The organism is Diaphorobacter oryzae DSM 22780 (genome assembly GCF_059568935.1).
The window spans coordinates 353,247-365,464 of record NZ_JCANUL010000001.1; the positions used below are offsets into that span (position 1 = coordinate 353,247).

General features: G+C 68.6%; 12 protein-coding genes and 1 other RNA gene. 2 read left to right on the forward strand and 11 right to left on the reverse strand.

The window, feature by feature from the left end; translation table 11 throughout:
• The 5 genes from BP68_RS01675 to BP68_RS01695 form a co-directional block, all read right to left on the reverse strand.
• Positions 1-987 carry a zinc-dependent alcohol dehydrogenase family protein gene (locus BP68_RS01675; RefSeq protein ID WP_496368431.1) on the reverse strand — a complete coding sequence of 329 codons (987 nt, stop codon included), beginning with the start codon at positions 985-987 and terminating at the stop codon, positions 1-3.
• Between the two features lie 229 nt (positions 988-1,216).
• Entirely contained in the window at positions 1,217-2,302 is a 1,086-nt protein-coding gene (locus BP68_RS01680; RefSeq protein ID WP_496368433.1) for a DUF6817 domain-containing protein, read from the reverse strand.
• Complete coding sequence (locus BP68_RS01685) at positions 2,299-2,850, reverse strand: cupin domain-containing protein (RefSeq protein WP_496368435.1); 552 nt, start codon at positions 2,848-2,850, stop codon at positions 2,299-2,301. The genes BP68_RS01680 and BP68_RS01685 overlap by 4 nt, the downstream gene beginning before the upstream one ends.
• 120 nt (positions 2,851-2,970) lie before the next feature.
• Positions 2,971-3,636 carry a methionine ABC transporter permease gene (locus tag BP68_RS01690; RefSeq protein ID WP_496368444.1) on the reverse strand — a complete coding sequence of 222 codons (666 nt, stop codon included), beginning with the start codon at positions 3,634-3,636 and terminating at the stop codon, positions 2,971-2,973.
• Between the two features lie 10 nt (positions 3,637-3,646).
• A complete protein-coding gene (locus BP68_RS01695) occupies positions 3,647-4,693 on the reverse strand; it encodes a methionine ABC transporter ATP-binding protein (protein WP_496368447.1) in 1,047 nt (348 codons plus the stop codon).
• Positions 4,694-5,077: 384 nt separating this feature from the next.
• Between BP68_RS01695 and BP68_RS01700 the strand changes: the two genes are divergently transcribed.
• Positions 5,078-6,310, forward strand: a complete 1,233-nt coding sequence (locus tag BP68_RS01700; RefSeq protein WP_496368449.1) for an MFS transporter — start codon at positions 5,078-5,080, stop codon at positions 6,308-6,310.
• A gap of 6 nt (positions 6,311-6,316) precedes the next feature.
• Here the strand turns inward: BP68_RS01700 and BP68_RS01705 are convergent, their stop codons facing one another.
• From BP68_RS01705 to dnaX, 4 genes are all read right to left on the reverse strand, one after another.
• Positions 6,317-6,724, reverse strand: coding sequence for an MAPEG family protein (locus tag BP68_RS01705; RefSeq protein WP_496368451.1), 408 nt, complete (start codon positions 6,722-6,724; stop codon positions 6,317-6,319).
• A gap of 64 nt (positions 6,725-6,788) precedes the next feature.
• Positions 6,789-7,379, reverse strand: a complete 591-nt coding sequence (recR, locus tag BP68_RS01710; RefSeq protein ID WP_496368453.1) for a recombination mediator RecR — start codon at positions 7,377-7,379, stop codon at positions 6,789-6,791.
• A gap of 170 nt (positions 7,380-7,549) precedes the next feature.
• A complete protein-coding gene (locus BP68_RS01715) occupies positions 7,550-7,882 on the reverse strand; it encodes a YbaB/EbfC family nucleoid-associated protein (protein WP_496368455.1) in 333 nt (110 codons plus the stop codon).
• Positions 7,883-7,912: 30 nt separating this feature from the next.
• Positions 7,913-9,895: a DNA polymerase III subunit gamma/tau gene (gene dnaX, locus BP68_RS01720; protein ID WP_496368456.1), complete on the reverse strand. Its 1,983-nt coding sequence runs from the start codon at positions 9,893-9,895 to the stop codon at positions 7,913-7,915.
• 118 nt (positions 9,896-10,013) lie between these two features.
• On the opposite strand from dnaX, the gene ffs reads away from it, so the two are divergent.
• Positions 10,014-10,110: signal recognition particle sRNA small type (gene ffs / locus BP68_RS01725), an RNA gene on the forward strand.
• Positions 10,111-10,215: 105 nt separating this feature from the next.
• Here ffs and BP68_RS01730 read toward each other — a convergent pair.
• Both BP68_RS01730 and BP68_RS01735 read right to left on the reverse strand, forming a co-directional pair.
• Positions 10,216-11,043, reverse strand: coding sequence for a class I SAM-dependent methyltransferase (locus BP68_RS01730; protein ID WP_496368458.1), 828 nt, complete (start codon positions 11,041-11,043; stop codon positions 10,216-10,218).
• 96 nt (positions 11,044-11,139) lie between these two features.
• Entirely contained in the window at positions 11,140-12,159 is a 1,020-nt protein-coding gene (locus tag BP68_RS01735) for a MerR family transcriptional regulator (protein WP_496368460.1), read from the reverse strand.
• Between the last annotated feature and the right edge of the window lie 59 nt (positions 12,160-12,218).

The window sequence follows — 12,218 nt, forward strand, 5'->3', positions numbered from 1 at the left end:
TCAGGCCACGCGCAGCACGGCCGCGCCCTGGAGCGCGCCCTGGCGCAGCTGCTCCAGCGCGTCGTTGGCCTGCTCCAGCGCGAACACCGTGACCTCGGTGCGCAGCGGCGCCTGCCGTACTGCCTCGAAAAAAGCGAACCCGTCGGCGCGCGTCAGATTGGCCACGGAGCGGATGCTGCGCTCGCCCCACAGCCAGGCATAGGGAAAGCCGGGAATGTCGCTCATGTGGATGCCCGCGCAGACCACGCAGCCGCCCTTGTCGAGGTGCTGCAAGGCCATCGGCACCAGGGGGCCCGCGGGCGCAAAGATCAGGGCCGCGTCCAGCGGCTGCGGCGGCGCTTCGTCCGTTCCCGCGGCCCACTGTGCGCCCAGACTGCGGGCGAATGCCTGGCTGGCGCCATCGCAGGGGCGGGTGAAGGCAAAGACCTCGCGCCCCTGGGCGCGCGCCAGCTGGGTGATGAGATGCGCCGCCGCGCCAAAGCCGTAGATGCCCAGCCGGTGCGGGTCGCCGGCCAGGCGCAGCGCCCGGTAGCCGATGAGGCCGGCGCACAGCAGCGGCGCCAGGTGCTCGGGCGGCGGCGCCTCGGGCAAGGCCAGGCAGTAGCGCGCATCTGCCAGCGTGTATTCGGCATAGCCACCGTTCAGCTGGTAGCCCGTGAAAAGGGCCCGCTCGCACAGGTTTTCGCGGCCGCTGGCGCAAAAGCGGCATTGCCCGCAGGTCCAGCCCAGCCAGGGCACGCCCACCCGCTGCCCCAGGCGCCAGCCCTGCACGCCGGCGCCCAGGCCGGCGACCCGGGCCACGATCTCATGGCCCGGCACCACGGGCAGTGCCGGGTTAGGCAGTTCGCCGTCGAGCAGGTGCAGATCGGTGCGGCACACGCCGCAGGCCTCGACGGCCAGCAGCAACTGGCCGGCCCCGGGCTCGGGCCGCGGCAAATCGGTCAGCCGCAGGGGGCGGCCGGGCCGCTCCAGAACCATGGCGCGCATGCGATGGGCCCCTGTTGCGGTGTGGAACAGGGCTTCATCTTCTGCCCCCACACCGCGCGGGTCAAGGCGGCACGGGGCGGCAAGAAGGGCCATTGCACTGCCGGCGGCGTGGGGGCCATGAATGCTATGCTATTGATAGCTATCTGCGCTTACCCAGAAAGCCCAAAGGCTCAAAAAAAGCAAAAAACCGTGGCCGGGCCACGGTTGCGGGTGGGGGCAGGCGCGGGTCTCAGCCCTTCAGCGCCACGTTGTTCAGCCGGTCCAGCCGCTCGGGCCAACCGCCCTGCTCTGCCGATTGCAGCAGGATGCGCGTCCAGGCGATCCAGGCGTCCCACTGCACGCGCTTGTCCCATGAGTTGCCCCAGGCGCTGAAGGCCTGCAGCGCGCTGGCGGCCGCGCGGCGCGCGTCGTCTGCGCGGCCGGCCGACAGGTACAGCTGGGCCAGCACCATCTGCGGCTCGCCCACCCAGGGGTTGTGGCGCACGGCCTGCTCCAGCACGGCCATGGCGGCGTCCAGGTCCACGAGCGGCTGGTCCAGCTGGATCACCGACCAGTACAGCGACGTGGCGGCCGCCTCGTCGGCCTGCGCCAGCGGCCGGCTGCACCGGTCGAACACCGGCGGCAGCGGCAGCTGGGCGCGCAGCCCGGGGTGCTGCAGCGCCAGCCCCAGGGCCGCGATCTGGTGCACCATGCGGCCGCTGGGCCGCATGGGCCCCGGCCACAGCGACGCGGCCCAGTGCACCGCCTGCGGGCGCTGCTGCACCTGGGGGAAGCGCGAGAAGATGTCGTCCTGCCAGCTGAACCACTGCTCGATGGTGTCGGCCATGCTCACGATGATGAAGGCCGCCACCTCGTAGGGCGTGAGGCGCTGCGGCTGGCCGTTCTTGTCCAGCACCAGGCTGCCGTCGGCCTCGATCGCGCCGGCCAGCACCTTCTGCACGAACTGCGTGCGGCTCATGGTGCAAAACAGGTAGACCAGATGTTCGGCGCCCTCGCCCACCAGGGCGGCCAGGCGGCCGCGCTCGCTGCCGGCGTCGAACTTCACGATGTCCACGAACGCGTTGCCGTACACGCTGTGCAGCAGGCCCAGCAGGCGCACGTCCCTGGGCTGCTGCCACAGGGTCAGCGAACGCGCCACGCCCACCAGGTGGTGGCGGAAGGTGCCGGCCTTGTGCCAGTCCTGCCCCACGCCGCGCGCCAGTACCAGGGGCAGCACAGGCGCCAGATCGGCGTCGCGGGCCAGCCATTCGTCGTCCAGCAGGGTCTGGGCGCGCGTGAACAGTTCGGGGTCGAGGGCTTGGAAGGGCAAGGTCATGCAAGTGTCTCCATCGGTGCTGCGTGGCGGCCCGTGTATCGGGCCGTCCACCCCGCAGTATCGGAGAAAAGGCGCAGGGCCTTGATGCGCCGCGCGGCCGTGAGCGTGAAGCGGTGCTCCACGCCGGCCGGAATGCGCAGGTAGTCGCCCGGCCCCACGGCGAAGACCCGCTCATGGCCTGCCGCATCGAAGAAACCGAACAGGCCCTCGCCGTCCAGGATGTAGCGCACCTCGTCGCCGGCATGGGTGTGCGGCTGGTCGAAGCGCGCCAGCGCGTCGCCAAGCCCCGGCGTGGCTGGGTGCAGCACGACCAGGTCCATGCTGTGGTAACCATGGGCCACGCATTCGTCCACTACGAGCGCGCCCACGGCCTGCACTACCGTGGCCTGGCCGCCGTCGTCCAGTCGGTCCCGGGCCAGCAGCGCGGCCAGGCCCGGCTCGGGTGCCAGCGGGCGCCGCTGCCATTGCACGCCGACGGCGGCGAGGAATTCGGCGTCGCCCGGTGTGATCGGGTTGTGCACCACGGGACTCACCGGACGGTCGTGCATGGGTTGCTCCTTGTTCTTTGGATGAAAAAGGCCTCTAGCGCTTACCCATCAAGCGCCAGCAGCTATTAAATCAGGAGTATTTATGCGCCGCCGCACAGCCTGCGCGGCGGCGCACGATGGTTAGCGGTGGCTGAGGCGGCGCACGGCCCAGTCGCCCAGGCTCTGGATGGCCTGCACGAAGAAGATCAGGATGACCACCACGGCCAGCATGATGTCGGGCAGGAAGCGCTGGTAGCCGTAGCGGATGCCCAGGTCGCCCAGGCCGCCGCCGCCGATGGCGCCGGCCATGGCCGAATAGCCCGTGAGGCTCACGAAGCTGATGGTCAGGCCGGCCACGATGCCGGGCAGCGCCTCGGGCAGCAGCACCTTCCAGACGATCTGCCCGGTGGTGGCGCCCATGGACTGGGCGGCCTCCACCAGGCCGTTGTCCACCTCGCGCAGCGCGGTCTCGACCAGGCGCGCGATGAAGGGCGCGGCGGCAATGGTCAGCGGCACCACGGCCGCCCAGGTGCCGATGGACGAGCCGGTGATGAAGCGCGTGAACGGGATGATGGCCACCAGCAGGATGATGAACGGCGTGGAGCGCACGGCGTTCACGATCCAGCCCACGATCTTGTTGGCCGGGCCGTTCTCCAGTACGCCGCCCGCGTCCGTCAGGCGCAGGAACACGCCCAGCGGAATGCCGATCAGCCCGCCGATGACGCCCGCCACGCCCACCATGATGAGCGTCTCCCACAGCGAGGTGACAAACAGCTCCAGCATCATTTCAGAAAAATTCTCGAACATCGCTCGTCCCTCAGCCTGTCACTTCCACGGTGCGCACCACCACGCCGTTGGCGCGCAGATAGTCGATGGCGGCGCCGATGCGCGCCATGTTGCCGCTGGCGTACACCGCCAGCGAGCCGAAGGTCTGGTCCTGGATCTCGTCGATCTGCCCGTGCAGGATGGACAGGTCCAGGCCCAGCTCGCGGATCAGGTGCGACAGGATGGGCTCGTAGGCATGCTCGCCCGCATAGGACAGGCGCAGCAGCTGGCCGCTGGCGCCCGGCTCCAGCCGCGCCGCCAGGCTGCGCACGCGCGCCAGCACGCCGGCGGGCAGCTCCTGCGGCACGATCTCGTCGATCAGGCTCTTGGTGATGTCCTGCTGCGGGCGGGTGAACACGTCGATCACCGGGCCCATTTCCACGATGCGGCCGGCGTCGATCACGGCCACGCGGTCGGCGATCTGCTTGATGACCTGCATCTGGTGCGTGATCAGCACCACGGTCACGCCCAGTTCGCGGTTCACCTGGCGCAGCAGGTCCAGGATGGAGCGCGTGGTCTCGGGGTCCAGCGCGCTGGTGGCCTCGTCGGACAGCAGCACCTTGGGCTGGCTGGCCAGCGCGCGCGCAATGCCCACGCGCTGCTTTTGCCCGCCCGAGATCTGCGCCGGGTAGCGGTCGGCCAGATGGGCCAGGCCCACCAGGTCGAGCAGCGGGCCCACGCGCTTGTGGATCTCGGCCTGGGGCAGGCCCGCCAGCTCCAGCGGCAGGGCCGCGTTCTCGAACACGGTGCGCGAGGACAGCAGGTTGAAGTGCTGGAACACCATGCCGATCTCGCGGCGCGCGGCGCGCAGATCGCCGTCCTTCAACTGGGTCAGGTCGCGCCCGGCCACGATGACCTGGCCCGCCGTGGGGCGGTTGAGCAGGTTGATGACGCGCACCAGCGAGCTCTTGCCCGCGCCGGAACGCCCGATGATGCCGAACACCTCGCCCGGCGTGACATGCAGGTCGATGCCGCGCAGGGCCTCGACGGGGCCTTGTGGGCCCTGGTAAATCTGGGTGATACCCCGAAGGTCGATCATGAACAGGAATGCAAGGCGCCGGGCGCGTCCTGCCCTGGGGCAGGCCCGCAGCCGCGGCGCGGTTGGAGAGTCAGAACAGGGGGTGAATGTAATTGTTCGTTATAAAAAACCAAACGAACAAAAAGCTTTTTCATAAGACGGCCTGGTTATGAGGCCGCGCAACCCTCGAGCGCTACCGATGCGATAGCGCCGCACGTCCGACGTATGGACGCGGGCCGCCAATTTTACCGCCGTCGCTCGCACGGGGTTTGCGCGGCGCGCCCTGCAGGAGAGCTGGGCGCGCATTACCATGCGGCATCTTCGGCGCATGCACCAGCGGGCAGGACTCTTCGCGACGGCCTGCCGGGGCCGATCGTCCCCCGCGCCACCATCCCCCTCTTTCCTATGCCGCAACGCCCCTGGTCTCCCATCGTCTGGATTGGCTACGCCATGTGCGTGGGCGTCATGGGCACCGCACTGGCCAGTCCGCTGTACCCGCTGTACCAGCAGGCCTGGGGGCTCAAACCCAGCGACATCACCCATATCTTCGTGGCCTACATGGCCGGCACGCTGACCAGCCTGCTGTTTCTGGGGCGGCTCACGCAGCGCCACGGTTTTCTGGCCATCCTGCGTACCGGGCTGGCGCTGATGACGGTGGGCGTGCTGCTCTCGGCGCTGGCGTGGAGCGCGCCCGTCTTCATGGTGGCGCGCGTGATGATCGGCCTGGCCTCGGGGATGATCACCACCTCGGCCTCCATCGGCATGGTGCAGGCCAGCCCGGGGCGCGACCCGCGCCGCACGGCCGCCCTGACCACCGTGGCCATGACGCTGGGCTTTGGCCTGGGGCCGCTGGTGGGCGGCCTCATCGCGCAGTGGGTGCCCTACCCGCTGGTCACCGCCTATGTGCCCACGGCGGCCATGGGCCTGTTGGCGGTGTACGCGCTGTACCAGCTGCGCGGCCTGCCCGCGCCGCGCCCGCAGGACGATGCGCTGCCGCCCGGCCACTGGCGCGGCGTGCTGGCGCAGTGGATGCCGCGGCTCACGCGGCCGCCGCGCACGCGCCGGCGCCAGTTCTGGCTGGCCAGCATGGGCGCCTTCAGCGCCTTTGGCATGTTCAGCCTGTACTCGTCGCTGGCGCCCAGCTTCATGCGGGAGATCGTGCCCTGGCACGGGCCGGCGGTGAGCGGGCTGTCGATCGCCATGATCCTGTTCCTGTCGTCGGCCTTCCAGTTCGCCGTGCGCAACTGGCGCACCAAGCGCGTGGTGCTGGCCAGCGGGGTCGGGCTGGTGCTGTGCAACCTGCTGCTCATGGCCACCACCGTCACCGGCTCCACCCTGCTGTTCGCCGCAGCCGTGCTGGTGACGGCCTTCGGCCACGGCCTGTCGAACGTGGCGGGCATGGGCGTGATCGCCAAGCTCACCACGCCGCAGGAGCGCGGCGGGCTGCTGTCGTCCTACCTGATCGTGGGCTACCTGGGCACCATCGTGCCTATCCTGGGCATGGGCTGGCTGTCGGACCACCTGGGCCTGGACCGCGCCCTCATGGTGTTCTGCGGCGCCATGGCGCTCCTGTGCGCCGTGGTCACCGTGCTGGCCGCGCGCACCGAGGAAATCCCCATGCCGCCGCAGGCTGGGTAACCCGGCTCAGCGCCAGCCCAGCAGCAGGATGCCGATGTTCACCAGGAAGCCGGCGCCCCACACCGCGCTGCGCGCCTTGGGCATGTCGCCCACGTACATGGTGATGAAGGACACGCGCAGCATCACGAACAAGAAGGCCAGCAGATCCAGCGCCATCTGGGGCGCGCCCAGCTGGTGCGCGATGATCACCGCGCCGATGAAGAATGGCAGCGCCTCGAAGCTGTTGGTCTGGGCCGCGTTGGCGCGGGCGCGCCAGCCAGTCTGGCGCGCCAGCCAGGCGCGCGGGTCATGGTTGTCGGTGCCGCGAAAGCTGCCGCGCTTGGCCAGCAGCGCACACACCATGGGCAGCAGCGCCGCGATCAGCACGCACCAATAGGCCACGGTGAAGCGCGCCACATGCATTGTCGTATTCATTTTTAAGCATTTTTGGCCGCTAGCGCTTATGCAGCAAGCGCTGGCAGCTATTGTTTTTGATAATTCAGCGCCGATCGGCCAGCGCGTGGGCGATGGTGCCCAGGTCCACGTACTCCAGGTCGCTGCCCACGGGCACGCCCCGCGCCAGGCGCGTGACATGCACGCCGCGGCGCTTGAGCGCCTCGGCAATGGCGTGGGCCGTGGCCTCCCCCTCGGCGGTGAAGCTGGTGGCCAGGATCACCTCCTGCACCACGCCATCGCTGGCGCGGTCCAGCAGCTTGTGCACGCCGATGTCGCGCGGCCCCACGCCGTCCAGCGGCGACAGCCGCCCCATGAGCACGAAGTACAGCCCCTTGAACGCGGCCGTGCGCTCCATGGCGGACTGGTCGGCCGGCGTCTCCACCACGCACAGGCGCGTGGCGTCGCGCCCCGGGTCTAGGCAGGTGTCGCACACGGCCCCCTCGGTGAAGGTGTGGCAGCGCTCGCAATGGCGCACCTGCGTGGCCGCCTGTCCCAGCGCACGCGACAGCAGCTGCGCGCCCTCGCGGTCGTGCTGCAGCAGGTGGAACGCCATGCGCTGCGCGGACTTCACGCCCACGCCCGGCAGGCGCCGCAGCGCCTGGATCAGCGCGTCAAGAGAACTGGTGTCTGACATGCAATGGAGCGCACAAGAACGCAACGCGCAGGCCCGCTGCGCCTGAAACCGGCGCTCCCCGAGCCAGGGCAGCCGAGCAAGGGCCGCCCCGCAGCGAGGGCTGCGTCCCCCTTCCCACGCGCAGCGTGAGAGAAGGGGGAAGGCGCGCAGCGCCACAGGGGGTTGTCACATCAAAACGGGAACTTCATGCCGCCAGGCAGGCCTGGCATGCCGGCGGTGATCTTGCCCATCTTCTCGGACGAGGTTTCCTCGGCCTTGCGCACGGCGGCGTTGAAGGCAGCGGCCACCAGGTCTTCCAGCATGTCCTTGTCGTCCTGCAGCAGGCTGGGGTCAATGGTGACGCGCTTGACGTCGTGCTTGCAGGTCATCAGTACCTTCACGAGGCCGGCGCCGGATTCGCCCTCGACCTCGATGTTGGCCAGCTCGTCCTGAGCCTTCTTGAGGTTGTCCTGCATGGCCTGGGCTTGCTTCATCAGGCCGGCGAGCTGTCCCTTGTTGAACATGGTGTGTTTCCTTTGCTTCCTAGAAATGGTTTATGCAGGCTTGATGCTGCCCGGCACGATTTTCGCGCCGAAGTCGCGCACCAACTGCTGCACGTAGGGGTCGCCCTGCACGATCTCTTCGGCCACGCGCTGGCGCTCGGCCGCGGCATGGGCGTTGCGGCGCGCCGGGCTGTCGATCACCACGCCCACCTCCACGCTGATCTGGCGCGTGTGGCCCGCGGCCTCCAGCGCCGCGCGCAGGCGCTCGCGCGCCGTGGGCTGGTTGATCGATTCGCGCTCCACACGCAGCAGCCAATGGTCCTGGTCGCGCGCCACCAGCTGCGACTGCAGCGCCAATTCGCGTACCAGCGCCGTGATCGCGCCCTGCGCCACGAGCTGCTGCACCGCGGCATACCAGACATCGCCCTCCTCGGTGGGCACCAGCCGCGCAAGTGCGGACGCATGCCCCACTGGGGGCATGGGCTGCAGACGCGCGCCCGGCTCGGGCACGCTGCGCACGGGAATTGCTACCGTTTCAGTAGCATCTTGCGCTTGTCCAGCGGGCTCTACAGGGTGATTTTGCTTCAACGCCTCGGGCGTGCGCACGGGCAGGCGGACGGCGGCCGGGGGCTGTGCGGGTGCAGTCACCGGGACCGCATCGTCCTCCCAGGGCGGCGGCGCGTCGGCCACTGCATCCAGGGCGTCCTGCACGGCCTGGTTCACGTCGTCCGGCGTTGGCTGCGGTGGCACGGGAGCGGGCTGCACGGACGCAGGCGCGGGCACTGGTGTCGAGGCGACCTGCGGCGCGGGGGCCGCGACCGGCGCCTGCACGGGCTGAGGTGCGGGCGCAGCGGGCGCGGGCGGCACAGCCTCAGGCTGCGTCAGAGTTTTTTTTTCCGCCGTGGCCGCCGTGCGGCCTTCCGTCTGCGCCGGCTTGAAGGCCAGCAGGCGCAGCAGCGCCATGGTGAGCGCGGCGTATTCGTCGGGCGCCAGGCCCAGCTCGGTGCGCCCGTGCAAGCAGATGCTGTAGAGCAGCTGCGTCTCGTCGGCCGGCATGGTGGCGGCCAGGCGGGCGATCTCGGCGGCCTCCGGATCGTTGAGGTCCACGGCCGACGCCATCTGCGGCACGGCCTGCAGCACGGCCATGCGCTGCAGCACGGCGCTCATTTCTTCGAGCGTGGAGGCGGCCGACAGGCCGTTGAGGCGCAGCGCATCGGCGGTATCGACGACCGTCTTGCCGTCGCCCTGGGCCAGCGCCTCAATCAGGCGGAATACGTAGGAGCGGTCCACGCTGCCGAGCATCTGGCGCACGCCGGCCTCTTGCAGTTGGCCGCTGCCGAAGGCAATCGCCTGGTCGGTCAGGCTGAGCGCGTCGCGCATGGAGCCGCGCGCCGCGCGCGCCAGCAGGCGCAGCGCCTGGGGCTCGGCGGGCACGTTCTCGGTCCCCAGCACGCGGGTGAGGTGCTCGAGCACCGTCTCGGGTGCCATGGGCCGCAGGTTGAACTGCAGGCAGCGCGAGAGCACGGTGACCGGCACCTTCTGCGGATCGGTGGTGGCCAGCACGAACTTGAGGTACTCGGGCGGCTCCTCCAGCGTCTTGAGCATGGCGTTGAACGCCGTGTTCGTGAGCATGTGCACTTCGTCGATCATGAAGACCTTGAAGCGCCCCTGCACCGGCTTGTAGACGGCCTGCTCCAGCAGGCCCTGCACCTCGTCCACGCCGCGGTTGGAGGCGGCGTCGAGCTCGGTGTAGTCGGGGAAGCGGCCGCTGTCGATGTCGGTGCAGGCCGGGCACACGCCGCAGGGCGTGGCCGTGATGCCGCCCTGCCCGTCGGGCCCCTGGCAGTTGAGCGACTTGGCCAGGATGCGCGACACCGTGGTCTTGCCCACGCCGCGCGTACCCGTGAACAGGTAGGCATGGTGCAGTCGCTGCTGGGTCAGCGCATTGGACAGCGCCTGCACCACGTGCTCCTGCCCCACCATCTCCGAAAAGGTCTTGGGACGGTATTTGCGGGCGAGCACAAGATAGGACATGTGCCCGATTCTACGGGCGCCGCAGACCGGCTTGGCGCCAGTCGCCAACCGACCTCGGCAGTGAGGTGGCCCCCGGTGTTTGGCGCGGGGGCGTGGCGAAACGGCTACAATGGCAAGCGACGGGCCTCCCCGCATGGTGAAGCGGCCAACCGGGTCAGGTGGGGAACCAAGCAGCCCTAACTGTGGAGTCAGTGCCGGGGGTAAGGCTCGTCACCTTCATTTCAGCCATCCCCTCAGGATCATCTGCCAGCCGATTTCCATGGCCTGGCGGCCAAGGGCGATCCAAAAGCCTGCTGTAGCGATTCCCGCAGCCTATTGGCTTAGCGTTTGATGGCCGTCAGATAGCGGAAGCCTCCGCCGGCGATCTGCAATCCGTCCCTGCGGCCCGCAAAGTAGCGGGCATTGAGCTCGGCCGGCCCCAAATCCTCCTCGACCTGGAAGCCGGCATCAGCCAACAGCTCTGCCATGCGCTGCGGTGTCCCTGCCGACCGCCAGGGCTCTCCGCCAGCCGCCATCATGTGTGCCGTGAACTGCATCATGACGCGCTCCACCGGATGCAGTTGTTGTTCATCCAGCCGGTAATCCAACATGAGGGTAGAGCCGGCTGCAAGCCCGCGCATGGCGGCGATCTCGCGCTCGACCAGATCGCTGTCCAGATACACCAGCACCCCCTGCACGGACACGCTGATGGGTTTTGAGAGATCGGCACCGCCTCTGGCAAGGCTATCCACGGCGGTCATCTCGCGTAAATCGGCAGCCACGCGGCGCAGTCGTGCGGGTGGCGCCCATCCGTTCAAGGCATAGAGCCGGGCCTTCCACTCCTGCATTGCAGGCTGGTCAAGCTCGAAAGTGGTGATGGCGGGCAAGGTGGATTCCGTGCGCAGCGCCCAGGTGTCCAGGCCGGCGCCCACGATGGCGTACTGCTCGGTTCCTTCCGCAATGGCGCTCAACAGCCGGTCTTCCGCCAACCGAGCGCGAGCGACGATTCCGGCGCGCATTGAGCGCGCAGGGACATCGTTGTGCGCCAGCGGCTCGCGCATCAATGACGCGGCGTTGACGCTGCCGAGGGACGCGATGGCAAACGGGTCTTGGAAAACCAGGCGGTCCTCCAGAAGCTGATGGGCCGCACGCGTTATGGCGACACGCATGGCCGAGGGACTGGGGCAATCCGTCAATTTCAATTCAGTACTCCATGTGGTTTGTTCAACGAAAGGAGTACTTTCGACCCTGACGCAACGTCAAGGTCAAGCGGCTACTGCATCCAGGTAGGCCCTCAACTGCGGACTGACAAAGTGCCCCAGCGCCAGGATGGGTTCGCTGGCATAGGCCTGCGTCAATTTTGCGGCAAGGGACATATCCCGTGCAGCGGTGCGCGCCGAGAGCGCGCGGTATCTGCTCAGCAGCTGACGCGCGGCATCGGTTTCTGGAGAGACTTTCTGGGCCAAAAGCGCTTCTCCCAGAGCGGCAAAGGCTTCCCACTCAGGCCCAGTGGAGCCATCCAGGCGCTTGAGTTCCTCAGGCGACAGATGTCGCTGCAATGCCGCCAATCGCAACCCGATGGCTTGCTCTACGTACTGCAAGAGGTCCGGCTCAAGTCCAGCATGCCGCGCCGTCTCAGGCGCCTGACGGTGCATGCGCGCCCAGTCGAAAATGGCACCCAGGCGCCCCCCGAAGACCGACATCGCAACGTTCATCCACCTTTGCGCCAGCAATTGGACTGCTGCGGCATCGACCGGAACGGCGCTGGCACGGCAGGCCTCCAGTTCGTCGGCAATCGGCTGCCAACGAGGCCTGGCGCGGTGCCAGCGCCCCAGCGCCCGGTGCACGCCGCCTTGCGGCAAGTACCGCAGGTGGGTGTCCAGCAGCCGTGCGCCTTCCAGCAAGTCCTCGGGAGACGCTTTTTTACGGGAGACGGCCTGCTCCAGGAACTGCAACTTCTCCTTGAGCGCCCGCGCCTCTTCCAGTCGGCGAGTGACCTCGGCAACCTGACCGCGCAGCAGTTCCCTGGGCTGGAGGTCATGGCCCGACAGCATCGCGGCGATCGCGTCCAGACTGAGCCCCAGTTGCTTGAGGGACTGCACTGCATGCAATCGCTCAATATCCTCCGCGCTGTACAGGCGGTACCCCGACTCGCTCCGGGCACCCGGACGTACCAGCCCGATATGGTCGTAGTGGTGCAAGGTGCGCACAGTGATGCCGGCACGCCGTGCAACGGCTCCGATAGTCAAGTGAATGGCGCCCATTCCTTTGATGACTCCGCTCATGGATGCTCTCCGGGCAACGACAGGCTGCACCGCCCCGGCGGTACTGGGAGCTGCCGGGC